The organism is Glycomyces amatae, from assembly GCF_020991375.1.
In the GTDB taxonomy this organism is placed as follows: Bacteria; Actinomycetota; Actinomycetes; order Mycobacteriales; family Micromonosporaceae; genus Glycomyces; species Glycomyces amatae.
In genome coordinates this window covers 15,822-40,276 of sequence record NZ_JAJLQZ010000014.1, presented here as the reverse complement: position 1 = coordinate 40,276, position 24,455 = coordinate 15,822, and the positions used below count along the sequence as shown (strand labels likewise).

Annotated in this window: 21 protein-coding genes and 1 pseudogene; 9 read left to right on the top strand and 13 right to left on the bottom strand. The window is 65.1% G+C overall.

Features of this window, described 5'->3' with window-relative positions; translation table 11 throughout:
• The first annotated feature begins 34 nt into the window (after positions 1–34).
• The gene (locus LO763_RS19720; RefSeq protein ID WP_230787706.1) at positions 35–1,294 is read left to right on the top strand and encodes an AlbA family DNA-binding domain-containing protein; all 1,260 of its coding nucleotides are present in this window, start codon (positions 35–37) and stop codon (positions 1,292–1,294) included.
• Between the two features lie 71 nt (positions 1,295–1,365).
• Here LO763_RS19720 and LO763_RS19715 read toward each other — a convergent pair whose 3' ends face one another.
• The gene (locus tag LO763_RS19715) at positions 1,366–1,836 is read right to left on the bottom strand and encodes a helix-turn-helix domain-containing protein (protein ID WP_230787703.1); all 471 of its coding nucleotides are present in this window, start codon (positions 1,834–1,836) and stop codon (positions 1,366–1,368) included.
• Between the two features lie 722 nt (positions 1,837–2,558).
• On the opposite strand from LO763_RS19715, the gene LO763_RS19710 reads away from it, so the two are divergent.
• On the top strand, positions 2,559–2,738 hold the full coding sequence (locus LO763_RS19710; protein WP_230787700.1) for a hypothetical protein: 180 nt from the start codon (positions 2,559–2,561) through the stop codon (positions 2,736–2,738).
• Positions 2,739–2,808: 70 nt separating this feature from the next.
• On the opposite strand, the gene LO763_RS19705 is transcribed toward LO763_RS19710, so the two are convergent.
• From LO763_RS19705 to LO763_RS19685, 5 genes are all read right to left on the bottom strand, one after another.
• On the bottom strand, positions 2,809–3,054 hold the full coding sequence (locus LO763_RS19705) for a DUF397 domain-containing protein (protein ID WP_230787698.1): 246 nt from the start codon (positions 3,052–3,054) through the stop codon (positions 2,809–2,811).
• Positions 3,055–3,114: 60 nt separating this feature from the next.
• Positions 3,115–3,303 (bottom strand): hypothetical protein, encoded by a 189-nt coding sequence (locus LO763_RS19700; RefSeq protein WP_230787696.1) that lies wholly within the window; start codon positions 3,301–3,303, stop codon positions 3,115–3,117.
• Positions 3,304–3,486: 183 nt separating this feature from the next.
• A complete protein-coding gene (locus LO763_RS19695) occupies positions 3,487–4,443 on the bottom strand; it encodes a hypothetical protein (RefSeq protein ID WP_230787695.1) in 957 nt (318 codons plus the stop codon).
• Positions 4,440–4,814 (bottom strand): hypothetical protein, encoded by a 375-nt coding sequence (locus LO763_RS19690; RefSeq protein WP_230787693.1) that lies wholly within the window; start codon positions 4,812–4,814, stop codon positions 4,440–4,442. The genes LO763_RS19695 and LO763_RS19690 overlap by 4 nt, the downstream gene beginning before the upstream one ends.
• Before the next feature lie 1,414 nt (positions 4,815–6,228).
• Positions 6,229–6,837 carry an SMI1/KNR4 family protein gene (locus tag LO763_RS19685; protein WP_230787692.1) on the bottom strand — a complete coding sequence of 203 codons (609 nt, stop codon included), beginning with the start codon at positions 6,835–6,837 and terminating at the stop codon, positions 6,229–6,231.
• Between the two features lie 232 nt (positions 6,838–7,069).
• On the opposite strand from LO763_RS19685, the gene LO763_RS19680 reads away from it, so the two are divergent.
• The 3 genes from LO763_RS19680 to LO763_RS19670 all read left to right on the top strand — a co-directional run bounded on the left by LO763_RS19680 (position 7,070) and on the right by LO763_RS19670 (position 10,140).
• Positions 7,070–7,897, top strand: a complete 828-nt coding sequence (locus tag LO763_RS19680; RefSeq protein WP_230787690.1) for a hypothetical protein — start codon at positions 7,070–7,072, stop codon at positions 7,895–7,897.
• Positions 7,898–8,095: 198 nt separating this feature from the next.
• The gene (locus LO763_RS19675) at positions 8,096–9,805 is read left to right on the top strand and encodes an Ig-like domain-containing protein (protein WP_230787688.1); all 1,710 of its coding nucleotides are present in this window, start codon (positions 8,096–8,098) and stop codon (positions 9,803–9,805) included.
• An 11-nt stretch (positions 9,806–9,816) separates the two neighbouring features.
• Positions 9,817–10,140, top strand: a complete 324-nt coding sequence (locus LO763_RS19670; protein WP_230787684.1) for a hypothetical protein — start codon at positions 9,817–9,819, stop codon at positions 10,138–10,140.
• 45 nt (positions 10,141–10,185) lie between these two features.
• Here LO763_RS19670 and LO763_RS19665 read toward each other — a convergent pair whose 3' ends face one another.
• On the bottom strand, positions 10,186–11,718 hold the full coding sequence (locus LO763_RS19665; protein ID WP_230787682.1) for a hypothetical protein: 1,533 nt from the start codon (positions 11,716–11,718) through the stop codon (positions 10,186–10,188).
• Between the two features lie 1,171 nt (positions 11,719–12,889).
• Here LO763_RS19665 and LO763_RS19660 point away from each other — a divergent pair.
• Positions 12,890–14,380 (top strand): RNA ligase family protein, encoded by a 1,491-nt coding sequence (locus LO763_RS19660; RefSeq protein WP_230787680.1) that lies wholly within the window; start codon positions 12,890–12,892, stop codon positions 14,378–14,380.
• A gap of 109 nt (positions 14,381–14,489) precedes the next feature.
• Here LO763_RS19660 and LO763_RS19655 read toward each other — a convergent pair whose 3' ends face one another.
• From LO763_RS19655 to LO763_RS19635, 5 genes are all read right to left on the bottom strand, one after another.
• Positions 14,490–14,915: a hypothetical protein gene (locus tag LO763_RS19655; RefSeq protein WP_230787678.1), complete on the bottom strand. Its 426-nt coding sequence runs from the start codon at positions 14,913–14,915 to the stop codon at positions 14,490–14,492.
• Entirely contained in the window at positions 14,912–17,026 is a 2,115-nt protein-coding gene (locus tag LO763_RS19650; RefSeq protein ID WP_230787675.1) for a hypothetical protein, read from the bottom strand. Before LO763_RS19650 ends, LO763_RS19655 begins: the two co-directional genes overlap by 4 nt.
• Positions 17,027–17,401: 375 nt before the next feature.
• Complete coding sequence (locus LO763_RS19645; RefSeq protein ID WP_230787672.1) at positions 17,402–17,977, bottom strand: bifunctional DNA primase/polymerase; 576 nt, start codon at positions 17,975–17,977, stop codon at positions 17,402–17,404.
• On the bottom strand, positions 17,967–18,335 hold the full coding sequence (locus LO763_RS30005) for a hypothetical protein (RefSeq protein WP_230787670.1): 369 nt from the start codon (positions 18,333–18,335) through the stop codon (positions 17,967–17,969). The genes LO763_RS19645 and LO763_RS30005 overlap by 11 nt, the downstream gene beginning before the upstream one ends.
• A 211-nt stretch (positions 18,336–18,546) precedes the next feature.
• A complete protein-coding gene (locus tag LO763_RS19635) occupies positions 18,547–19,212 on the bottom strand; it encodes a hypothetical protein (RefSeq protein ID WP_230787668.1) in 666 nt (221 codons plus the stop codon).
• A 599-nt stretch (positions 19,213–19,811) separates the two neighbouring features.
• Here LO763_RS19635 and LO763_RS19630 point away from each other — a divergent pair.
• The gene (locus LO763_RS19630; protein ID WP_230787665.1) at positions 19,812–20,864 is read left to right on the top strand and encodes a YidC/Oxa1 family membrane protein insertase; all 1,053 of its coding nucleotides are present in this window, start codon (positions 19,812–19,814) and stop codon (positions 20,862–20,864) included.
• Between the two features lie 62 nt (positions 20,865–20,926).
• Here the strand turns inward: LO763_RS19630 and LO763_RS19625 are convergent, their stop codons facing one another.
• A complete protein-coding gene (locus LO763_RS19625) occupies positions 20,927–21,622 on the bottom strand; it encodes a hypothetical protein (RefSeq protein WP_230787662.1) in 696 nt (231 codons plus the stop codon).
• 268 nt (positions 21,623–21,890) lie between these two features.
• On the opposite strand from LO763_RS19625, the gene LO763_RS19620 reads away from it, so the two are divergent.
• Both LO763_RS19620 and LO763_RS30290 read left to right on the top strand, forming a co-directional pair.
• Complete coding sequence (locus LO763_RS19620; RefSeq protein WP_230787659.1) at positions 21,891–23,792, top strand: hypothetical protein; 1,902 nt, start codon at positions 21,891–21,893, stop codon at positions 23,790–23,792.
• Positions 23,783–24,235 (top strand): annotated as a pseudogene (locus LO763_RS30290) (competence protein CoiA family protein); the annotation flags it as partial. The gene LO763_RS19620 and the pseudogene LO763_RS30290, both read left to right, overlap by 10 nt.
• Between the last annotated feature and the right edge of the window lie 220 nt (positions 24,236–24,455).

The following is a 24,455-nucleotide window of genomic DNA, read 5'->3' as shown; positions in this document are numbered from 1 at the left end:
TCAACCGGGTGGTGGCAGTGCGAGAATCCTGAGCATGGAATACACCGCCCTGCACCGCCTCCTCAACCGCCCGCCCGGCCCGATCGATGACGACCTGCTCAACGCGGCAATCGAAGCAAGACTCGGGGAGACCGACGACCTCGACTGGAAGCGTCAACTTCCCGAACGGAAGGGACTGGGCGATGCGGATTCGTCCTACCTGCACGATATTGCTGCGTTTGCGAACGGTCGTGGCGGCGTCATCGTGTACGGCGTCAACGAGAAGAATCGCTTCGCCACGGGGCGCACCCACGCCGGTGACTGGTCCGAGGGCCTCGAGCGCTCGCTGACGCAGATCCCCGCCTCACACCTACATCCTCCCGTGCTTGGCGTGCAAACGTTCCCGTTCGGGCCAGATGACCTGCGAGCCGTAGCTGTGGTCGTTCCGGCCAGCGTCGACCGTCCGCACCTGATCGGGTCCGCCACGACCGGGTTCCGGGCGCGGGTGCGCAACGGTGCCGACTCGACGTGGATGAGCGAACGCGACCTGGAGGCCGCCTACCGGGGCCGGGCCGCTGAGCGCCAGAACGCCAGCGACGCGCTTGACCGCCTGTACGCGGACGCGATCATGTGGGCGGCGCCGGCTGAGCGCGCCTGGGGTGTCGCTGTCGCCCGGCCGCGCCTACCGGTCGAGCTGCGTAGTAAACCCGACCGGAAGGAGACCGCCGACATTATTGGGGCAGCTGGCGGCATCGGCAAGCGAATGGCGAAGGATTACTACCACCCGCTCAAGTCCGTTAACGAGCACCATCTTCGTCCGGGTTTGCGGCGCTGGATTGCCCGAAACCAGGCGAGCGCCGCGACGCCGTGGCTGCACGCATACGCGAGCGTGCACTTCGACGGGTCAGTGACGCTGACTGCGGCACTCGGCGGCCACCACGGCGTCAACAACACGGTCTGGCAACCGCACGAGTTCCAGTCATGGCGTCTGGAAACACTCGTGTGCGACTTGTTCGGGCTCGTGAAAGCTGCCGCTGACCGCTTCGGCGGGTACGAGTACGACGTGCGGCTCGGCATTGCCTGGGAGAGCGCCGAACGCCTCCTCATGGCCGGGCGGGACAACTTCGGGTATCCGTACACGGACGGTTCCGTTCCCCTAGCCGCGTACACGCCCGTGGAAGCCACCGTTGACACCGACACTGACGAAGCCGGTATGAAGACGCAGGCTCGCGAGTTCGCAACCGACTGCATCAACCAAGGCGGCCTGGAACAGTTGACCGCATTCGACCCCGACGCCCGCAGCGACATGCGATAAAAGGTTCCCTCTGGCACGCGCGATCGAGCGCCGAGCGACCACGCTCGGCGTTGCTCCCAGCTGCCTTGCTCTCAGAATGATGCCTCTGTGTTTCCGGTGGACACTTCGATCGGAGCGTCGGCAAGCTCGGTCATGGTCCGCGGATGGTGCGGCGCGGTCTTCCGCAACCGCAATTCGATCGCTGACGGTTTCCGACCGAGCGTCGAGGCGATGTCCGCGACACGGGCGCCTTCAGTCCACAGTTGCATCAGTTCGGCTTGGTCCTCGTCGCTCCAACGCTGCCCGGCTTTCGGGTACGCCGCGTCGGCCAACTCGGCGTTGTCACGGACGCGGTCGGCGGCAGCGCCGGGTTTACGCGCCGCTAGTTTCGCGATGTCGAGGTGCAGGCGTGCGGACTTGACGCACGCGTCATGGAACGCGAGCCGCGTCGCATCGTCGACGTCGTTTCGTGGCCAGGTCGCCGGGTCCAGGGCACGCCACCGGTCCGCTTCTTCCACAGCGGCAATGGCTTTCGCAAGGTGGTCGCTTGGAATGCTGGTCATGGACGCGATTGTGACCCACCTTCGGCGGCCTGTCCACCCTCGTTGGCGGCCACGGGTTCGGTAACCACGAATGCCGCCCCACCAGCGCCGCCGTTCACACGCAAGCACTAGCTTCCGTGAACGCCCGGGGGAGTTGCAGGTTCGCTGCCATCCGCTAGCGTTCGATCATGACTTCCGAGCGGTCTTCTGTCACGTTGCACCCGAGCAGTGCGGGCACGACCATGTACGGTCCGACGCGGCCCGGCGGTCTGCTCAACACCATGACTAGCCAGTACCGGCGGGCGTTCGCTAGGTCGCCGTCCGCGGCGTTCATGGCGAGTAAAGGCCTCGATAAGGTCCGGGTCCACGGCGTTTCGGTTGCATGGTGGTTTCGCCTCGGGCACGTCACCTCACCCGGCCGGGGCCATCAAGCGTTCGCAGGCAGGCTTGCTCTCCCTTATTCCCGGGCGCTTCCGAACGGGCATGACACGCTAGCGTTCCGGTTCGCGTGCGTGACGCCCGGATGCGCGCACGTGGATCATGCTGCTGTGGAGAGTCCTCCTGGAGACCGGCCGCGCCTGTTCAACGCTCGACCGCCGTTCTCGTGGGGGCTCCCCGTAACGGTGTGCTTCAACGAGGTTGACACGATGACTGCGGTCGCGCTTGGCTTGCGCGCTGTTGGTCTCCCTGGTACGAGCGGGTGGCAGGACGCGTTCACTGAAGTGCTTCGACAATCCAGGCGTGTGAACGTCATCGCTCCGCGAAACGACGGCGGTGCGGCGCTCGCGCTTGCCGAACGTATCGGCGAGACGGTCCCGGCTGCGGCCGTGGTCGTCTGCCCTGACGGGCACGACCTCAACAGTGCCTTCCGTGCCGGTGTTGCCGGAGCGGTCATCGACCAATGCCGTGATGAGCAGCCCTGACTGCGTCGGGCGTGCGCCTGCTGGCGCCTTCGGGTGCAACAGGTACCGGACTCGTGGCCACCTGGCGATATTAGGGGCGGGCTGCCGCATCCAGGAGCGCTCGAAAGTCGCCGGCGGACATGGTGAACATTGGGGAGGCGGCATCAAGCTTCGAATCGCGAATGTCGAACAGGCTGCAGTGCGCCCGAGCCTCGACACAGTCGCCGTTGCCGGAACTGGAGCTTCGGCTGGACTTCCGCCAGCGCGCCTCCACGCAGTTCGTGCTGCCGTTTCCGCTGCTTCGGGTTGCTTTCCGCCAAAGGGTGACTGCCTGCATGGCCGCTCCTTCACGTCATGGCCTGTGGTTGACCGTACGCGGCGTGCGCATGGGAAACTGTCAGATTGCGGACTCGTTCGGGTTCTCGCGGTCCGGTCCGAGCATCAAGTACCGGTCCCAGAACTCGGCGCCGTCCCTGCTGCGTCGTTGCAAGTCGGGGCTCGCTTTGATGATGGTGAACCGGGACGCGAGGTGGTCGTGGACGGCTTGGTTCTCTTCGGGGGTGCCACGGAGGCGGATTGCGGTCACGAGGCCGCCTGCCAGCCGAAGGGGCGTGCAAGGTCGGTTATGCCCGCGGTGTCGAACCCGACGACAAGCACGATCAACCACCCGTCAACGCTGCTGGCGGGCACCTGGGCGCCATGCAGGACAGAGCCCCGGCGAAACTCGCGCTGCTGCCTGAGCGTCGCCGCATGGGGCGCCAGGGCACTATCAGGCATGGTCGGCAGCCCCGATCAGCGCGCTGCGACCGGGTGCGAACACGTCGACGATCGTCATGAATGGCCCGAACCCTTGCGTGGCCAGATTGTCAGGGCCAATCCGTGCCCAGGGCCGGTGTTCGCGCAACCAGGTCATGCCGCGGCGCCACTGTTCCGCCTTGTCGAGCTCGCTCCAGCTTTCCTCTCGTGCTTCACGTTCGGCAGTTTGGGTGTCAGTGAGCGCCGACCAGTGGCCTTCGGCGACACCCGCAGGCCACGCCAGCGCCATGTCGGAACAGTCGACATTCGGAAACGATGACTCGACCGTGTACGACATGACAACCGGTTCGTCGTCGCGCTCGCACAGGAGCGCCTGGACGTCCTCCCAGCCTTGCGGTACGACCGCGGTCGTCTGCCCGTTGGTGTCCTGGTGGTGAAGTACCCGCCGGTACAGGCCGATTTTCAGGCCGGTCTCGATGAGGCCTGCAGCCCATGCCCGGTCGGGGCCGTCGAACCAGCCGTGGACTTCGCAGCGGCGTTCGATCCTGGCCGCGAGCCGGATCGGGTCGGAGCCGGTTATGAGTGCGGTGTTGTAGGCAAGGTCGGTCGTGTGGTGTTCGGTGCCGTTCACGGTCATGAACAGGCCGTGTGCCCGCAACGCGGTCTTGACGGCGGAGACGAACCGTTGCTTCGCCTCCCCGTACCGGTCGCCGGGGCTGCCACCGGAGCCAGCGGTCGACAAGGTCCGCACCTCGCGCGCATACCGGCTCAAGTAGCCGTGCCCGGTTCGCTCCAGGCCCGCTGCACCTGCCATGTCCACGAGACCGAGCAGCCGCTCAGTCCCATCCATGTCGTCGAATCCCCACATGCCGTGCGTGTGCTGGTGGATGAGTTGCGCCAGCCAGGCGCGTTCGGATCCGCGAAGTTCCGCTTCGTGGCCACTGGGGGTGTGGAAGACGATGGCGCTCACGTTTCGCTCCGTTCATGATTGTCAGGTTCGGCATGGCCGGGGCTGGTCTCCCAGGGCCGGGCGGCCATCGGGTACGGCTGCGCGGGCGCTGGCACTCGGTCCCGATGGTCATCGAACCAGAACTCGCCGTCGAAGTGCGGGCTCGCGTGGTACTTCACCAGTTCGCATTCACGTTCGTCCTCGCCGTCGTTCCAGTAGACGACTTCGAGACAGTTGTGACCGTGTTCGCTGCGGGCTTTCGCCAAACCCGCTTCAGCATCAGCAAGGAGAGCGCGAGTGCGATCGAGCACCGCAAGCAGCTGCCTGATGTCACGACCGGCCCGGGTGGCGTCACCGGCCCAGCGTTCACGAATCGGTTCCATGTTAGACATGTCGGGGCTCCTCACAATCGCATGGTTGGCCTTCTTCAAGGTGCCAGAAGTGGTTGACGACCGCAGCGGGGACACTGGCGTGGTTCAGCAGCCAGTTGAGAGCAGCACCGTTGCGCGGCGGTTGCTGCGAACCGGGGCAGCCATACATAGCGGGACCATGCGCTCTGATGCGGCCGTCCTTACGCAGCTCAAATGAGCGGCCGCAACCGATGCAGGTGCCGCGGCGCCGTCCGACCGGTGCGGCAGTGTCCTCGCCGGTGTTCCAGGCGTCTTCGACCGCTTGACGGGTTTCTCGAATTGCTCGCGCCATGCGTCGCCCTTCCCCGGGGTCAGTGAGCAGGTCAGGTTCAGCGTCGTCTCAACGGCCCGCTTCGGACGCAAGCCGGTTGATGACGTTGTAGTAATGCGGGCTTTTCAGGACAATGCGCTTCGCATACGCGTCAGCCATGCTGGTCCTTGGGCGTCTTCGTGGCAGTGCCGCAGGTGCATCGGTCGGCGGTCAGGATTGCGCACTGCTCGTGGTGCCACCATGTGAGGGGCGGACCTGGATGGAGTGTGGAAGGCGGCACGATGGCGATGGTGCAACCGTCAAGGGAACGTGACGCGGCCCCTTCTCGGGCGACGAAACCACGAACCTTAGGTCTCATCACGACTGTCCTCGCTTACCACGATTGAGACGGTCCGCCGCATCGCGAAGGTGAGCGGCTGCGGTACGGACCGCTGATGGTTCATTCATCACCGTCAAGGATGCCCTTCAGATGTCGCCGATGTTCACGTTGTACTGCCACACCGGCTGGCCGGCGGCCTTCCGGTCGCGCACTACAGCGGACACATCCGCGCAGTGCTCAAGTGTGTCAGGCATGGGAGGCGGCCTTTCCATCAAGTCCAATGGCAACAACGGCTGAGATGCAGTTACCTGGTCAATCCTAGTGCACTAGCTTTGACGACGCTAGCTCACTCAGGTACGGTGTGAGCGTGCCGAACCTGCCGACGACCGTGACCACTGCTTCCGATGCGACGGTCTGCCCCGTTCCTGGCGTGCGCCTGCCTGAGCGGACGACGACGACCGCCACCACGGCAGCGGGTGTCACCGTGGCCATAACGTCGCGCTGGGCGGAAACGACCGGCAGCTACGAAACCACTGCGGTCACCGTCAGCAGCGCGAACGGGCGCCCAGTCACCGGCGCGGTGTTGCGATCGGTTCCTCTCGCGGGCATCGCTGCGTCCGGCGCCGCCGACGTCGTCGACCAGCACTGGCCTCCACCGTCGCCGGTGGAGGTGACAGCAGGTCCGACACCGGAGGTGCTAACCGCCGTGGCCGCATGGTTTCGACGCGCAACCGCCGCCGGACGGTCACCGCAGCCTGAGATCGCCCGGGAACTGGGTGTGCCTCGCGGTACGGCAGCCCGGTGGATCACGCGCGTCCGTGACCGCGGCTTGCTCGACTTTGAGTGTGCGACGTAGATGACGCGACACCGGACGGCGGTGCTGCCGTGCCGCCGGCCAGTGGCCCGCATACGACGAGCAGACGATCGGCTACCGCGTCGTAGAAGGCGTCGAACCCGGCGTAGACGCTCGTATGGATGCCTTCGCACCACAAGATCTCACCGGCGCGAGCGTGTCCGGGCCGGACCGCCACCGCTGTGCCGCCTTCACCTGCCCACGCCACCGGGTACACGTCGGCGGGTCCGAGCCCCGCGGCCGCGAGGTCACCGGTCTTGGCCAGTTCCGTGGTCAGGCACTCCATGCGGGACTGGTCGCCGAGTTCGGGAAGGCCGAACAGTGCGACCGGCCAGAGAGCAGGCCAGCCGTTCAGATGCAGCAAGAACTGGCGATGGGAGGCGTCCAGGCGGACACCAGTGCCGTGCTCATACGCGGCAATGGCCGCGGGTGTCGCTCGCGGCCGCGGCGGTCCGGCCCGCAAGTGCCCGTCGATGCTGAGGCTGGCGAGTGCAACGAGGCCGCGCATGACGGGATAAACCCGAGCGGGCCAGTGCTGAGGTGCGGGTGCGGCGGTGTCCATGCCTGACCGTAGCCGACAACTGGCGCGTCCACCGATCCTTGCCACCGGGCGTGTCGCGTTGCCCTGCAGGAAAAGTACATGCGGCACCACACGCTCCCGTAACCGATGCTGCCGCTTCTCAGCCCTTAATGACCTGTCGTGACAAGTGGACGGGGATACATTCAAGCCAGCCCCCTCAACCGCTCCTTTGGCCTTCCCTCAGGTATGCATCCCTCGCCTCGGAGGCCTGCGCATGGAATGCTCGCTCAACCCTGCCGAACTGGGCCCCTACTGCGAACCACAAGACCTCCTGCTCGAACTGTTTCGCGACCTCGGGTTGGTGGGCGCACCAGGCTGGTTCGCGCTCGTCATCATTGCGTTGATCCAACTGGCGACGTGGATCAAAGCCTGGACCGATGCCGCGAGCGCCACCGCTGCGCACACGCGAACCGTCCTACGCGCCGCCCATCGAGTGGGCGTGTTCCTGAGGTCGAACCGCTGGACCCGCAGTGTCGCCGCAGTCGTCATGACCTTGCTCATCCTTGTCGCACAATGGCTCGCGCTCGCATCCGCGTTCGCCGTAGGCACGTGGGTGTCGGTCATCGTTGACGGCATCCAAGGCGGCGCGCGCGGCGCCGCACTCGAAACAATCCTGAGCGACCGCCCCGCAGCGCTACTGTCACCTGAGCACACACGAGACCTGATCCAATTGGACGGCATCACGATCGGCTACGTCTTCATTGGGCTTGTGGTGTTGTCCGCGGGATTCCGCCAGGACCGCGGCCACCGCATGTGGCTGCTCCTTCCCGCGGGACTGCCGGTGATCATCACATTGATCTCCAGCGCTGTCACCACGGTCGGGGTCGGCTTCATCTGCCTGCTGTATGTCCTGCCGGCCCTGTTCGGCGCCGACACGCTCACCGTCGACAGCTTCCGGGACGCGTTGAGCACCCTGCAGTTGGCGAGCGCGTGCACGTTGATCAGCGGTGCCATAGGTCTCGCGTGGTGGTCAGCGACGCGAACGGTGGCGTTGCTGCAAGCGATTTGGGCTCCGCCCCAGCAGCCGCTGGGCACGCCGTAGCGGACATCGATCGAGTCGGGTTGCACAGCGACGCCAGCGCTGGTGCGGTGCACCGCCTCCCCAACCTCCGGTCGGGATCGACAGTATGCCAACTCGGTCGTCACGGTGGACAGTGGCGCCGCATTCGTTTTAATTTGTTCACGTTCGCCATGTTTCCGAGAGCTTGACCCCTGCCACCCTCCAGGAGCGCACCGCAACATGACCGCAACACCTAGGCGCACCAGCGTCCTCACCAAGCGACAGCAGCCTCCCCTCCTGTCCGTCCTGATCATGACGTTCGCAGCCTTGGCGACCCTGTTCGCCGCGCCCGCTACCGCTGCACCGGCTCCCGCGCCCCCGAGCGGCACCGCCGATGTCGGGACCTTCGCAAACGACAATCCGATCGACTGGACCCAGGTCGAATGGTTCATCAACTATCAAGGCGACGGGTTCCCCCTGCGGGTCGGCCAACACGACGACAGCGCCAGCGACGGGTTCGGCGAGCGCCACATCATCGACGGGCACGGCGCCGTCCCCGCGTATGAGGACATTCAGGAGGCCGTCGCTGACCCCACTGCCTGCTGGTACACCGTCCTTGATGAACGTTGGCGCTGCTACAGCGGCGAATCGCTCGTGTTCGTCGTGTACACCACGCAAATCGACGACCGCTCCGGGGACAGTGAACCGTTCGGCATCATCACCGCGTACTACAAACTGCCACCGGGCACCTGCGGCAGGGCAGCGACCACGCCAGCGCTCATGCAATGCGACGTCGAACCGTTGGAAACCAGCATCGACTACCGCGGACCCGACCATGTCGTCAACGGCGACAGTTTGGAAGTTTCGGCTCGACTCGGCGACGACCTCGGCATCCCCAAAACCGGTCAGCCACTCACGTTCAGCCTCGGCACCGGCGCCGACCGCCAAACGTGCGAAGCCACCACCGCCAGCACTGGTGTCGCCACCTGCACCATCGATCACGTCGACCAGCCGGCCGCCGCCAGTGTGCCCTTGACGGTCGAATACGCCGGCAACACCGTGCTTCAGCCCTCCAGCACTGTCGTGGATCTCGCGTTGCAAACACCGACAAGCATCACCTTCACCGGCCCGGAGTTCATCGCCAACGGCGACAGCGCCACACTGGCAGCGGTCCTCACCGACTACCAGGATCACCCGGTTGCAGGCGCACCGGTCGCGTTGACCATCGGCACCGGAGCGTACGCGCAAACATGCACCGGGACGACGGATGCGACAGGGGAAGCCACCTGCGCGATCGAAGCCATCAACCAGGTTTTGAACGAGGCGGCGACCCTCCCTGCCAGCGCCGTGTTCGCTGGCACCAGCGCATACGTCGGATCGGACGATACGGCCACGGTCAAGCTCGAGTACTACACCGGCCGGGCCTACGGCATGGAAGCCACCATCGACCTACTGGTGCTCCCAGTGGAAGTGCCGTCGCAACCGGACACGGGTGAACTTCGCACCGCTGCAGCGGCCACCACCGAAGAAACATGCACGGCGCAGATCACCGCAGTCGTGTTGACCCTGGAAGCCATCTGCGCGAGCGCGACCACCACACTCACCCCGGGCACCATCACGACGGTGGCAAGCACGGAGCACGCCACGATCGGGCTTCCCGGGCTTCCCGTGATCGACATTGCCGGTCTGACGACGACGGCTACGGCGACGTGCGAGGCCGTCACCGGTTCGACATCGTTGACGTTGTCCATTGGCGGCGTGGCGACACCGGTACCGACAACCCCAAACACCGTCATTGACATTGCAGCGGGTGTGCGGTTGACGCTCAACGAGCAGGTGCACACCGGCAACGGCATCACGGTCACGGGCGCGCGGTTGAACGTCGCTGGTACCGACACTGACGTCGTGTTGGGGTACAGCACCGCGGCCGTTCACCACTGCGCCCCTTAGCATTGACGTCCATGAGCGAGCTGGCTGCAGATGGAACCGACCGCGACGAGCGCATCCGCTACATCGCGGCATTCCTGCCTGCAGCCTGGGGCGGCATCAATGCGATGTTCACCCATCCGCCGTGTGACATCGAGTCGTTCGGCGTGGACGGTGACGACACCGTCCACGCCACGACCGTGGGGCAGTACCAGGAGCGGCGGTGGCGGTTCCGCCGACAGATATGGCCGCCGGCGCATCCGGCGATGCTCGCCGCGCAGTTGTACACGACGTCGCTGGAGGAACGCCTGAACATGAGGAAACTACCTCCAGGCAGCGGCGACGTCATCGACTTGTAACTGCAGGCCAGGGTCGAAAGCCGTCGCTGACCCGGCCACAGCCTGCTAGACCCCGTGCAGTTTCAGTCCCACATGGTCGACGACCCATTGGCGCCCAACGTTGTCAAGAGCGAAGTAGATCCGGCCGACCTTATTGGGCTTCGTGTGGTCGTCGAGCTTGATGTGCGGCGTCCGGTCCAACGACCGTTCGTCAAACGTGAACGTGTCCAACCCGGCCCGCCGCAGCCCTTCATCGCTGTGGGCGTACTTGAGTGCCGTCCGCTCCCTGATCCAGTCTTCAAGCCGCTGTCCCACGTTGCCGTCTACCGACCGCCACTCCCGTGCCAAGCCAACCAGCGCGTCGAGCGCTCCCCACATGCCCTCGAAGTCCTCGTACACACAGTCGGCCCAACTGGACTTGGCACGCTCGGTAAACACCAGGGCGCCTTCCGACCGGGCCTCCCATCGCTCCCATTGTTCGGTAAAGTCCCGCGTCGGCGCTGGCGTTCCCGATTCAGGCGCAACTGAGGCGGAAGCGGCATAGGCCTGCTGCGCGTCCCGGTTCTCAATCTCGACCTGAAGCGAACGGATCTGCTGTTCAAGGCGCACGTTCTCCTCAAGAAGTTCAAGATTCTGGGCCCGTTCGTCGTCGAGCAGCGCCTTGAACCGGTTGGCACGAGCGGCTTCGGTCTCCGCAAGGTCGTCGAGCGCCGCCGCGTCGTCTGCGGCCCGAACGGCATCCCACAACTGGTCGCGGCCGCGGGCAACGACACTGAAAGGCGTGATCATGCGCGTCAGACGAGCCAACAGTTCCTCATGGTTGCCATGCAACGCGGTCGCATCCCACCAAGGATGCCGAGCGTCCATGTCCGGCCAGTACAGGCGCCCAGCATCACGGACCAACCGGTCATGGTCACTGCGTCCTTGGTTGAACGCGTCAAGCGCCAACCATCCGGAAATGACAACAACGTGGGCCAAACCCGTAAGCTGGTCGGCTGCACTGTGCGCCAACGTGGCCGACGCACCCGAGGGACGCATGGCAGAGATGACCAGGACGGGAAGGCGACGTTGCAGATCGGTGAGCCAATCGCAGATGCCGCGGACTTGTGCCGTGAGCACGTTCGTCACCGCCGCCGTCACATGGTCGGACCCGTCCGTGCACGAGAGCGCACTGTCGGCCATGACTGCTCGGAGGGCCCGTGGCGGCTTCAAATCGTCAACGCGCGCAGGCGTGAGCCTGCCGTCACTGCGTCGACCGAGCACGACACGGAAGCTGGTCTCGCTCGCGTGGTCAGCAGCCGTCAGCTCACATACGAAGCGGCCACCGGTTTGCAGGTCATGCTCGATGGTCAACCTGAGCGCGCGAGTGCGGTCATTGACGATGACCGGACGCCATGACAGGTGGTTGTCCGCCCATTCGGGTCGACGGGATTTGATGACAGTTTCGCCTGCTCTGGCGATGAGGTCAGCGCGGCGAAGACCGGTAACGCGCGATTCCAGATGCAGCGCCATATGGTCAGCGAGCCGGTCGAACGCCGTTTCGGCGCTGTCGGCTGTGGTGAGTTCGGTGTTGAAGCCGACAACGTAAAGGCGCTGCATGAGGGCGTTCCTCTCACTGCGCGGCTGCTGCAAGGGGCAGGTCACGCGGGAAGGGTTAGGGGACGTATCGATGGTATCGGCCGTTGCGCGTCCCCGAAGACCCTCTTAATGTACCGCTTAAACCCGATTTACACAGGTCAATGGCTTTATCCTGGCAGGGAAACTGCGCGGCGGCACCTCACACACAGCGGTCCTCGGCTGCAGTTCATGGACCGATATCACCCGGCCGATGGCTACCACATGATCCGCGCACACTCGACAACTGAGACGTGTACCAGCATCCTGACGGTAAGCATTTGAAAAGGCATATGGGGAGTATCCCAGGGCAACCTTCGCGTCGTCGTCACTAAAGCAGTGAAAGAGCCACTGTCGGTGGCGCGGTTCCAGTCCAGGAACGGGAGAGACCATGTGACACCGAACGACTGAAGGCTCATGCCTTCCGTGAGGCTGCACATGGAATCCCGACGTCAGGACCGCCCCGCCGCTCTCCTCATCATCGTTATCTGCACTCACGTCGTCCACCGGCCCGCACGCAACGTGTCAAGGCGTCATCAGCGGCGCCGTTCACCTACGACCTGGATCAAACACGGAATCGTACGCGCATGGCGATGCGACGAGCTACCGCGGATAGCCGCATGGAGCAGCGTTGCCGCGATGGGCATCAGCCTGGTCGCCTTGCTGAGTCAGTGCACTTGAACGTCGACGGCGCAACTCAAAGTTTGAGGAAAACATCCCGCTGGTGAGCCGCTGTTGCGCAGTCCGATCCAGGCGGTATATCAGGGGCACGGTCTCATTCCTGGGCCCATGCAGTCGGCGGCGCTGGCGGGGCAAGCAGGCGTGGCGAAACACCAGTGTATGAGCGAGGTCAGCGAGCGTATGACGTCGACCGGCACCTGTGCGGTTGTCGCAACCGCCCGCATGCTACCGAATCATGAAGGTGGCAGTACCTGTCGCCAGCGCTCGCGGCCCGCAACGTGAACCAGACCAAGCGGCTGCCCCGGCGCTCGATGACCCGGCACGACGCCTGCGCTGCCCTTGTGTGGCGTTCACGCCTAGAGGATCCTGCTGCGCTCAGGTCATGCTGGTCGACAGGCATAAACTGCCTTGGGTGTGACGACCCGGCCCTCCCAAGTCGCAGCTTCGCTGCACGTGCTGGCGAAAGGTGATGAGAATGGATCGGTTTTCGGCCTTGGTGGGTCCATCAGGCATCGGGCCCGGGATGCCGGACTACTCCTGGTTTCAAGTCGCGACAGGCCTGACCCTGCCCAGCGACTATCTGGCGTGGGCGGAAGCGTACCCGAGCCTGGAAATCTGCCACGAACTGCTGGTCACCAACTTGATCGCAGGCACCGGCCTTGTCGACATTCCTGACCACCGGGCTTCGACAGTCAGCCGCATTGCGGCAGACAGACAGCATTCGCCGATGCGGCGCACGGTCTACGACGATGCCGGGACTGACATCGGGGCGCAACCATGGCCGCCGATCTACCCTGAGCCAGGTGGTCTCCTGCCGTGGGGCGTTGACACCAAGGGCGGCATCTATCTGTGGAACACGGAGGCGGCAGACTCGAACCTGTGGACCGTCGTCGTCTATGACGGCGCCTGGAGGGAGTTCGATGCCGGGTTCCTTGCATTCCTCATCCGGTTGCTGCATGGTGATTTCGTCGGCTCCCGGATCTTTCTCAGAGGATGGCCGTGGATACCGGCAATCCGCGAGTTCTACGAGGGCGGCGTGCTCGGCGAGCCAGGATGGCGCACCCCGGCGCAGTGGAGCGCGTACTTTGATGCGTATAGCGCTCGCCGGCGGTCCAACGCCGACGGGGCTGACAAGAGCTGGGTCGACCAGTTCAAGGTCACGGAGCTGACGATCGAGCCTCAGCACCCATGCGCGGAGCAACAAGGGCTGTTACGGTTCACTAGTGAGGAACCGTATGCCGTTGCAGCGCAAGGGATCATGCACACGCCGCGTGTTCGAGCCGCTCTCAGTTCCCGATCTAAGGACACCATGACCACCAACCACGCCGCGGAGGCGGACGCCCCCTCCTGGCCTCGAGCAATCCGGCTGAGCGCCCGGTGGACGATCACCGAGAAGATCCTTGGCACCTCAGGTGTCATTGTCAGCACACCCGCTGCGTCTGACGCCGCCAGTATCCCAGGCGCCCGCATCGCCACCGGTCCCGCCGGCCAACCACTGGTCATCCGGGCAGCGAGTCGCACCAGGTGGCTCGTACCGGTGCACCACCCCCGGGCTGCCAGCGAACGCGACAATTTCGACTTCGCAGCCTGGGTCTACGACAACGCGCCGAACCTTGCCCTGCTCGGGCCAGGGGAGCATCGTGGCGAATGGTACGGCGCCGGGATCGGACATGGATACGGGCTCGCTCGGCGCCAGTTCGCGTTGCTTGACACTGACCGGTGGTCGCCCAAGAAGTTGCCTGCAGGTGTGCCCGAGACGCTGATGTTGGTGCCGATGCTGGCCGAGTGCCGCGGTGATGCACTCAACGCCACGATCACGGCATGCCTGCTCCGGTTGGCGAAAGACGGTTCAAGCGTGGTTCCGGGGGCCGTGGCCGAGGGGATCGTTGCCCGCTCACGCGGCGACGGCCGACTGGTGATCACCGCGAGTATCGCCGACCTGCCCATAGCAATCCGCAGCGGCTAAAGCGACGTCGAGCGCCTGAGTCACCGGCGACCAGGTTGTGCTGATCGCCGGTGACCTTACCCGAGATCGGGATAGCAGACTCGGGGCTACACGCCAGGACGCAACCCGGTCAGGCCACCACCGCTGGCCATTCACGCGCCGAGGGCCACACGCGGGGTCGCATCATCACGCGAATCGCGAGAAGGTCCGCGCACCGGCCCTCGATGGCATCGAGAGCCTCGGATGGCGTCCAATCGTCAAGGTGCAGGACCCTGATCTTGGCGAACACAGCTCGCTTGGCGGCACTTGCGTGGTGCTGTGCGAGCCGTCCGGACAGGCCGTCGTTCCGGTTGACTTGGCCGAGCCACCGCAGTCGATCGTGGCTGTCGGAGATGAGATAGACCGCTGTCACGATGTCCACCTCTTCGAAAGTCCAGCGCTGCGGCCATTGGACGGCGTCGAACCGTGATTGGAGAAGGTATCGGCCGGCGGCGCCTGGCAGCGCCCCAAGCCGACCGACCGTGAGGGTAGGGCCGACAGGCAGGACAATGGTCACCCTTGGTCGGCCCCTTCGGTCAGGAACCGCGCACACGAGGATTCCTGAACCTGCACTTCGCTGACCCGCATCAATGAAATCGTTGAAATGAGCGCCTGCAGGTCAGCATGGAGCGCGCTGAGCGCTTCCATCAAGCCGCTGGCCTCATCGTCGGTCACATCGCCCAAAGGAACGCGATTAGCGGCCTTCGCTGCGTCCAGCAGTTCCTGAACACGCCGGAAGCACTCGGTCATGTCGGTCGGCAGCAGGTGAGCCACCATCGCGTACAGGTCACTGCGGGCGGCGATGAGGGTCGCCAACGGGTTGGGCGGCGGCTCTTGCGGCTCAGTCGCGTCCGTGCTGGGTTCCCAGTTACGTTTCGGGCGACGTCGACCTTTCGCTTTGGGGAAGACCTGGTCGAACCACCATTTATCAGCTATCGTGCCGGGAATCGGCTGGCCGTCATCGTCGATCTGCCGCGGACGCTCACCCGTGTTCGCGGCGTGGGCAAGCTCGCGCAGGAGAGCGACCGCCCGGTCGGGGTTGGCGAGCATGGCGGTGCGAGCGTTCGTCGCGCTACGTCGGACCTTCTTGTCGGCAAGCGTGTCACCGTTGGCGTCGGCGCCCTCCCGGCTCTGCGCTTCCATTGAGCCGCGATCGGCTTCGATGATTTCGAATTCGGCCAGCCAGTGGATGCCGCGCGTGGTCACGAAATCAAGAAGCTCGCTGTCGCTGTGGGCGGTTTGGAGCCCGTCGAGGACTGAGTACCATTCGGGAATGCCGGTAAGGTTCTTGCCGTCTTTGAGGAACTTCGCGGGCAGGAGTCCGTCGAACACACGCGGGTTCCAACGGTGGCGGTATCCAGCGCTGATGGCTGAGGAAAGCATACGCAGGCGGTTTCGCATGTGGTCCTGGTTCGTAGCGGACCTGGCGGGTTCGCCGAGGACATGCCGAACGACGGCGGCCTGTTCGGGGTTCTGCGGGAACGTGGCTGCGTACAGCGCGCGGTCGCGTCGGTCGCGACCGGACACGAAGTCCTCGCTTGGGACGCGGTCGGGGTCGGGGCCCTCTCCGGCAAGCCAGGCGCGCGTCTCCTCGGTCATCCACCCGTTGTGTTTCAACGCCCGCAGGACCGCCCGCATGTCCGATTCGGACTTCTCCAACACGTCGTAGTCCAGTGGCGGGCGGCGGTGATCGACTCGGTTGGGGTCGAACACTTGGTTGTGGAAGTCGTCAGCACTTTCGGTGCCGACAATGATCTGCATGTTGACGGTCGCAACCTGCTGAGCTTTGACTGCCATCTGGTGCAAGGGGTGCTCGGGCTGGTCGAACGCGACGCGCAACTGATTGGCGAACGCTGGCACCCAGATTGTCGGATCGGCGACTCGGCCGGTTCCTTCGATGCCGAGCCGGTTGCGTTCGATGCCGTATATGACGTCTTTCATGGTCAGCTCAAACAGGAGCTGCCTGGCTCGGGACCGATTAGCTCCTTTGATCGCGGTCAAGTCGACGACGTGTCGAACCTGGCGGCGACCGGCGTCGGTTTCGACCAGGTGCCGGTCGAGCACCGCATGCAAGGTCGTCTCATGTTGGCCGAATGTCGCAAGGTCATCTTCGAGGCTGTATCCGCGCCGCCCGTCGGCGCGCCGCAGCGCCTCATCGGTGATGTCGATGAGGTTGCTGAGCTTGGCGCTGGCAACCGGCTCCCGCGTGGTCAAGTAGGCCGAGGGCTGCCCTGCGTCGTCAACCCCAGTTACCAGGGCCGGCAGCGTCCGATCATCGACTGCGTCGCGGCGGATCGGAGCGTCGAAGGCTGAGCGAATGCGTTCGTTGTACTCGCCGGGGCCACCGGCGAAACCATGGACCGTGACCGTAATGACGCTGTGGTCGTATGGGTCGACAGTGATGACGTCGTCTTTGAGCTGATATTCGATGTCGTGAGATGCGCGCGAGCGCGTCAGGTAGGACTTGGGGTGGACGACGTAGACGGCGATAGTGTCGGTCACCGGCTTGGGAAGGGCTGTGGCGTAGTGGAGCGCTTCGGAGAAGTTGCGCGACCACGTCGACTTGTCGGCGCCCGGGAACGGGTTAACAGTCGCGTCGTCGCGGAGACGGGGGAATGAGGATGGCATGGTGCACCTGGGGTTCACGAGTGGTAGTTGCGGGCTGCCCGTCATGGGCAGGGCACGTTGACACCCGCACCCCGGTTGGTTCCAGGGCCACCAGATCAGCACCGCACGTCAGAGCAATATAGGTGCAGCCTCGTCCGGGAATCATCCGTCGTTCCACGCCGCAGTGAGACACAGAAACTGGCTCAGTGGAGCATTATGGATTCCTCAACCCTTATGGGGATATGGAGGTTCGGGAAGATACACGGCATGGAGTCTTCGGCTGGTCTGTACTGTACCAGGCTCCCTTGAGGGCAGCTCATGACTGTTTGAGAAGGGGTAACGCCAACGCTAGCCTGCCGTCGAATCGGGAAGCTCGGGCGAGATCGATGTACTGGTTCACTGCGGCCACGTCGGCGGACGTTGCCAGGTGCGTTCGGCACCGAGAACGTCAGCGAGCCACCGCGGCAGCGGCATGATCGGCAAGTCCATTTCCATGCGATAGTTGCGGCCGTCTACGACAGAGCCGGGCCCGGCCAGGTAAGCACCGAGCCGCCTGCCGGGAGCGCGCACGTCAACGCCGGCCCCGAGTGGTGAGGCAGGCCCGGAGTAACTGGGGATGATACGTCCAGCGGGCGCCCGGAAGTACAAGTGGAGGCCCCCGGAGCCGGTTCGGGTAGTGAACGTGTCCGGCCAGCGCTGGCCGTGATCGGCGCATGCACCTGCGAACCGTTCGAGACCGTCGTGTTTGACGTCGAGGTCGATGCCGACGACGCCGGAGGCGCGGCAGGCGACGCCGATGTTGTCGCCTTCGCGCCACTCCTGACGCACTGCTTCGCCGTTCAGCAGGAGGCGGCCGTGCCAGCCAGGTGCGGCGCGTTTGGCGCCTGCAGGCAGTGCGAACACAACCAGGCCGCGGGCCGTGAGGGCCGCAGCGTCGGCGGCCGTCGGCGGCACGGCGGCGTCAGCAGTCACAGCCGTAACCGTTCCTGTCAGCGCCGCATTCGAAGCAGTGGGCGTCGTCAGCGCCCGACTCGGTGTCGTATTCGGCGTGCCGCCAGCCGGTGCACTGCCCGGTGTAGCAGCCGCAGCCGGGGCATTCAGGGCAGGCCATGCTGTTGGTCCAACCGCAGTTCTCACATAGCACCTGGTTGCGGGGGTCCTCAAGGACGGCGACCGCGTCGGCGTACGTGGCAAGGTCGTAGGCGTCGATGTACGCGCACAGGGCTTCACATCGCGGGTCGTCAAGGACGGCGACCGCTTCCGTGTGTGTGATGTTGAGCTGCTGTTTGATGGCGCGGAGCGCGGTGGCGCGGGCGTGGTATTCAGGCACGATGCCTCCTAGCGGCGCGGGGCCCATGACGCGCCGCGGCAGTCGTCGCCTCGGCCAGATAGCGCACGCCTACGGTGCGCGCATGGTTCGTGGAACGCTCGGTGCGGGGCACCTTCGGTGGCGTTCACCAGTCATGGGCTGGGGAGCTACCGGGCCGGAGCACAGCCCACAGTCGATACCGCGTGATCATTCTATCGTAGGCAGCCGACCATCAGTCGCCGTGCAGCTCATCGCAGTAGCAGCCGTCGCAGGACGTGCACACGTGGCAGCCGTCGCATCGCCACGCCATCGGATGCCCACACACCGGGTTGCCCCAGTCCTGGGGCGGTGCGGGCGGGCAGCGGTCGAGGAGGCGCTCGCCTTCAGCGCGCGCCGCCGCGACTGCGGCCTGGTCGTCGCCGTTGATGCGCACCTCCATGATCCGGTGATCCCATCGGGCATATTCGGCTCCGGCGTGCCCAGGGCAGCCCCAGTCGGACAGGACCGGGCCGCCGTCTCCGGGAAACCATGTGGACACCCGGACGCGTTCAGGTCCGGTGCATCGGCGGTGGCTGGCCTGACCAAGCAGGCATCGGCCGCCAGCGATTGCCGCAACCTCGCGTACGCGGGCGTACAGGACCTGCGCGTGCCTTGTGAGTGTCTGGTGGTCTCGGTAGACGAGCTCGCGCGCGGCAGCCATGAAACCTTTCGCAGCGAGCCTCAGGGCTTCAACGGTCGCCGTGTCGAAGGTGCCGGCAGCGAGGCGATCGCGGCCCTGCTGGAACCGCGCAAGCGCCAAGGCGACCTCGGGCCCGAACACTGCCCTTGCGAGACCGTTGTCGTTCACGGTCGCAGCGGCCACAAACGCGGTGATGGTGGCCGCGAGCCGGTCGGTCATGTCGCTGACCGCGTCCGGCTGCGGGTCCAGGGGCGAAGCTGTGGCAGTTTGGGCGGTGGCACGTTTCGCATCCATATACGCCCTGCCAGTAGCTCGTTGTGCGGCGACGGCGCGTTGGCGTTGCCCCTGTGATCGGGGCCGTGGGTTCGACATGTGTTCGTCCTCCGGGCGGGCCCCATGCGTCCGCGCTGCTCGAAGGCGGCTATCAGCCGGGCACGGTCGTCTACTGCTGCCTGTGTCCCGTGTTCACCTGGCCTCTGGTGTCTCCGGCGGCATGGGCGCAGAGTCGGGCGCGGGCGCGGCAACGGCACCCGAAGCAATGATACTGGCACGGTATGACACCGGTGCTGTCGACATTGCGTTGTTCGGGGGACGCACACGGCCGTCAATTATGCGATGATGCGCCATGTGGCCGCGACGGCAATGCGGCGCCGGGATGCGCACCGCAAACGCGTTCTTACTATCGATGCATTGGGCACTGCCAATCCGGCGTCCAGCCCAACGTCGGTGCCTCTCCTGTCAGCGTCACTCCTTCGACCATAACGCCTCATGTCCCCTCAAGGTAGATAGGTCATGTCATGTGTGGATCAACGTGCGAAGTGCCCGCTCCCGCTGCTCCCGGTAAGTCCGAACTCGGTGAAGGCCCGTTCACGCGCGGCATCGACAGCTCACTTGACCGGTTGCGTGATGCTCTGCAGTCATGGGGGCCGTTTTTCGATGCCATGAAGACCTTTTTCGGATGGGTGGTCGCGCCCTTTGCCCTACTCGTGTGGATCACCACCCCTGTAGCGTTGGCGCTCGCCTACGGCGTCGAGGGGACCTATACCGCAATATCGCTGATACCCGCGCCACCGTGCACGTCCATGGTGCTCCTGGCCGCCGTCGCACTCCTGGTGCTCCTTCGTCTGCTCATGCTGCCGATGCAGTTGCGCGGCGCCCGCAGCGGCGCGAACATGAGCCGGTTGGCACCGAGGGTGAAGGCGCTCCAGGAACGCTACAAAGGAGACCGGGGGACGCTTCAAAAGGAAATGATGGAGCTCTATCGAGTTGAACGCGTCAATCCAATGATGAGTTGCCTGGTGGTGATCGTCATGGTGCTGTTCGCTGCGGGAGCTTGGCGCATGCTCAAGGGCCTGGCAGTCAAGGGCGAGAACGGCATGTTCAATCCTGATTTCCTGCACGAGGGATCAAATCTGCGAGACTATCTTACCGGCATTGACGGTATCGACTCGTGGGGTATGAACCTCCTGGTCTCCGTCGGCGAGGTCGGGTTCTGTCAAGCGCTCGTTCCCTACGCGGTCACGCACGTGGTGTCGATAGTGCTCGCGCTCATTCAAACGAGTTTCACGATCAAGGCGGCCAGGCGCCTCCCTCATGCGAAAGGCGCCTACTTGGCACTGATGTGCTTCGGCATCGGCACGCTCCTGTTCCTTCCCATGTTCCTTGTCATACTCAAAATCGTCGACAGTACGCAGTCATGGATACAAACCACCTACATCAAACGCAAGGTCGCCGGCGAACTTCGCCGTCTTCGCGACGACCAGGACATACAAAGGAACGTTGGCGAGAACGTCGCCGATGAAATACTGGGGCGCGCCGCCAGGAAACCGCGGCCGATGCCCCTCGACGGCGACGACCTCACCGCACGGTGACCAGACGCGGCACCGACGCGGCAATCTCCGTATCGGTGCGCGTCGCGCACCTGTCGACCTGGTCATTCCTGCCGTTGCACGGCGGACCTGCCGGCAACGGCGGCCGGGTCGCGGTCAACGATGACGACGTCGGTGGCCTGGTCGCTCCAGGTCACCACTGGCGCGGCAGCGTGCGTCAGGCAACCCCAGTCGCTGATCGTCGGGTCCGCGTCGCCGGGTCCACACACGTGCACGCGGACGCGTGCCGCTCCCGCGCAGGTCGTGTCGCTCTCACCTCCGAGCAGGCATCGGCCGCGTTCGATCGCAGCGGCTTCCCTGGCGCGAGCATGCGCAGTACCAGCCATGTGCGTCAGCACCGCATACACCGGCGCGGATTCGGCCACATACGCAGCGGCGAAGGCGAGGCTCCTGGCGACCGTGCGGATCTCTTCGGCGATGCTGCCGGTCATGAGTCCTGCGGCAACATGTGCCACGGCGATCTGCAACGAGCCGCGGGCCCGAGCGAGCGCAGAGCTGCAAGCGATATGCACCAGAGCGTCCTCCACATAGGCGAACCCGTTCGAAGGCAACGCGACCAATTCCCTATACAAGTCACCCAATGCCCGGGTGAGGGCGTCCGAGTGCGGGTCGAACCGCGAACGGTGGGCAGGGGATGGCACCGCGAGCGTGCGGGCAGCTTCACTGTAGGCCACACCATCCCGTGCAGTGGTGATGCGAATGGCGCGGCGGCGTGCCCGGTCGTTCAAGGAGGCAGTCATGGCAGGTCCTGTTCTACCGCCGTCCCACACGCAGCGGTAGGTCCATAGACAGCCATGACAGATACGTGTCCCAGGGGGACCCGTTGACGCTGCGTCGGTGACGGCTTGGCCCCTGGCGACGGGTCCGTGTGGGAAACCGCGTCTCGGCACGGGCCAGCGCATGGCCCGTACCGATGATAGCGTCCCACTGGCGTCCCGTGCCGCCCACACGCCGTGACGCCGCTTCGTGAAGGATGCGAGCAGGACTGCCATATGCGACAGTGAAGGTATGCCCCCTCCTTTCGAGTTCGACGAATCATCAGAGCTGCCCCCGCAGCGGCACGATTCACCCCACTACCAGGTTGATTACGCTGCCGCATTGCGCGGGACCGGCCCGATCGGCTTCGGCGATGTTGATCCCGAGGACCTCCGCGACCTCATGGAATGGATCGAATCGGAAGCGGCCGTTCCTCCCGCAAGCGATGCGGCGCCAGCAGACGGATTCAGTGCGGCTGCCGGTGCGGAGAGCAGCCCCCAGCCGAACCCCAAGCCGATTCCGGTGCCGGGGAATGAAACATCCGACAAGGTGCCTGAGACCGAAGCCGACAACGTCACCGCATTCCATGATGTCCTCAACGAGGCCGTGGACGCGCCCCCTGCCGGTGGCCCTCCTGATGACGTGATCGGCTCCGAAGCTGACGTCCCTCCTGGCACGGTAGGCGACGGTGCAGATGCACAGGAGGCAGCGGGTCTCATGATGGAACCCGTTGACAGCCCTGACCTCGACGACACCTTGATGGTCGACCGGACCGTACCAGTTGCTTCCCGGACCGCCATTGACGCCGAGGAGAACCATGCCCCGCCTGAGGAACACAGCGAGAGCCCAGCCATGACCCCTCCCGCAGATTTCGGTGGCCCCTCAGATCATGCCGCTGAGCGTTGCAGCGGCAACGATGTCGGACCGGCCTACACCAGCGGATTCGACAGCGTCAACCCAACTGCGTTCCTGTTCGAACCTGATGACGCGACGGTGCCAGCCGAAGCGGTGACCTTCCATCACTGCTGGAATGCGAACCCCGGCTCCGAAGCCACCTCAGGCGTCGTCGGTGCCACTACAGCACCAGACGAGGACGCCCACGGTCCAAAACGCGCCAACGCTCTCCCGCCCCCGCAGTCAGATGCTGCCTTTGGCAGCGGCACCGAGGGACCCGACGTCGCACCGCTTCCCGCTGCGCCCGAGCCCGATCATGAGGTCCCACCAGGCAGTGACGACAGCCAACCGGGTGCAGGTCGCGAAAGGGCAGCGCAAGAGCCCCAGGTCGATGCGGTAGCGGAACTCGATGTTGACGCCGATCCTGAGGCAGTGCTTGAACACGAAGTTGCGTCCGCGACCGACGCAGCATCAGAGCAGAAAACCGTCACCCTGGCCAAGGACGGCAGCACGGGCAAGCAGGCACCCGAAGTCAGCGAAAGCGGCCGGGTGTCGGGAAGCGCGACAGAGCGGGAGACACCCAATGATGCACCGTTTCGTGAACTCATGCAGCAGGCCGGAGCGCTCTTCCTGGCAGAGCACATCGCGCCGGTGCATCCGTTCAGCCCCGAAATGCTCGGTGCACGCGCGGCCAGTTTCGCTGCCGCGCCGAACCCGTTCAGTAAGTTCGTTGGCTTCGTCACCGAAACCACTGTTTTCGTATGCACCGGTGACGCGTTCGGATCGAAATGCGCCGGCACGTTCGCTGAGCACTTCACCAACCTCCTCATACAAGACGATTTCGCCAGCTCAGCGGACGGCATCCGTTCAGGTACCGGGCAGGCGATCCTGGCCGCCAACGCCACCGTTGACCTTTTCCACGGGAACGCCAAGGGCAGCCTGGCATTGAAGACACTCCTCGAGCAGTACGGCATGACACGGGTTGACGCGGCATTCAAACGCGGTGTTGACGCTTTGACGCCAGTGGTCAACGACGAGGTCCGCATGGCTCCACCGCAGCAGCCGCACACGATGGCGGCAGTCCCACGGCATGGGTTCGCTGCCGCGTTCACGGCCCGGCTTGATCAGGTGCTGCAGGACGCGAATCTGCGAGCAGTCATCGAGCAGCACTGGCGGGTTGAAACGACCGGGTGCCCGCGGGCCGTCACCTGCACTCGAGAACAGCCGTGCCTGCGGTGCCGGAACACGCGATGGCGTTGACAGCCCGGCACGCCCACCTCGGCGTCCTGGACGTGACCGAGTTCGTCGCCGGCCAGCCCGCCGCATGGTGGCACGTCGTGCACCGGACCAAGGCACCGTTGACGTGTCGTGCTTGTGGAGCGGTCATGGATGCCGTGCACGCGCCGCAGCACCGGCACCGCCCGTTCTACTTCCGGCACCGTGCCGTGTCGGACTGCTGGCTGTCGGCAGGCGAAAGCGTCGAGCATCACCAGCTCAAGGGTCTGCTCGCCGGTCTCGTGCGCGCAGTTCCAGGCTGGGCGGCCGCGCTCGAGGTGTCCGGGGACAACTGGCGGGCGGATGTGCTCGCGACCGGCCCGGGTGGGCGCCGGATCGCGTTCGAAGCGCAGCTGGCGGCTGTCAGCGCCCGCGACCTCCGGGACCGGTCGGAAACGTACGCGGCCGCTGGAGTTGAGGTCTGCTGGGTGACAACGCAGCGGCGCGGCTGGTTCGGTGCGGCACCGTCGCTGCTGCTTGAACTCGGCTCCACTGGGGACTGGATGGTGGTCGACGGGGCACGGGCGCTGCCGCGGCAGCCGCTCGCCGGCCTCCACGCCCGTCGCGCCGACCCAACTTCGAACGCGAGCGGGAAACCGTTCCTGGTGGCGCGTCCGCAAACGCCTGCGTGGACGTGGGAGGCGATCT

Coding starts and splice junctions, on each gene's coding strand:
- LO763_RS19720 (WP_230787706.1), top strand. CDS start 35: ATGGAATACACCGCCCTGCACCGCCTCCTCAACCGCCCGCCCGGCCCG.
- LO763_RS19715 (WP_230787703.1), bottom strand. CDS start 1,836: ATGACCAGCATTCCAAGCGACCACCTTGCGAAAGCCATTGCCGCTGTG.
- LO763_RS19705 (WP_230787698.1), bottom strand. CDS start 3,054: ATGCAGGCAGTCACCCTTTGGCGGAAAGCAACCCGAAGCAGCGGAAAC.
- LO763_RS19690 (WP_230787693.1), bottom strand. CDS start 4,814: ATGTCTAACATGGAACCGATTCGTGAACGCTGGGCCGGTGACGCCACC.
- LO763_RS19685 (WP_230787692.1), bottom strand. CDS start 6,837: ATGGACACCGCCGCACCCGCACCTCAGCACTGGCCCGCTCGGGTTTAT.
- LO763_RS19680 (WP_230787690.1), top strand. CDS start 7,070: ATGGAATGCTCGCTCAACCCTGCCGAACTGGGCCCCTACTGCGAACCA.
- LO763_RS19675 (WP_230787688.1), top strand. CDS start 8,096: ATGACCGCAACACCTAGGCGCACCAGCGTCCTCACCAAGCGACAGCAG.
- LO763_RS19670 (WP_230787684.1), top strand. CDS start 9,817: ATGAGCGAGCTGGCTGCAGATGGAACCGACCGCGACGAGCGCATCCGC.
- LO763_RS19665 (WP_230787682.1), bottom strand. CDS start 11,718: ATGCAGCGCCTTTACGTTGTCGGCTTCAACACCGAACTCACCACAGCC.
- LO763_RS19660 (WP_230787680.1), top strand. CDS start 12,890: ATGGATCGGTTTTCGGCCTTGGTGGGTCCATCAGGCATCGGGCCCGGG.
- LO763_RS19650 (WP_230787675.1), bottom strand. CDS start 17,026: ATGCCATCCTCATTCCCCCGTCTCCGCGACGACGCGACTGTTAACCCG.
- LO763_RS19635 (WP_230787668.1), bottom strand. CDS start 19,212: ATGACCGACCGGCTCGCGGCCACCATCACCGCGTTTGTGGCCGCTGCG.
- LO763_RS19625 (WP_230787662.1), bottom strand. CDS start 21,622: ATGACTGCCTCCTTGAACGACCGGGCACGCCGCCGCGCCATTCGCATC.
- LO763_RS19620 (WP_230787659.1), top strand. CDS start 21,891: ATGCCCCCTCCTTTCGAGTTCGACGAATCATCAGAGCTGCCCCCGCAG.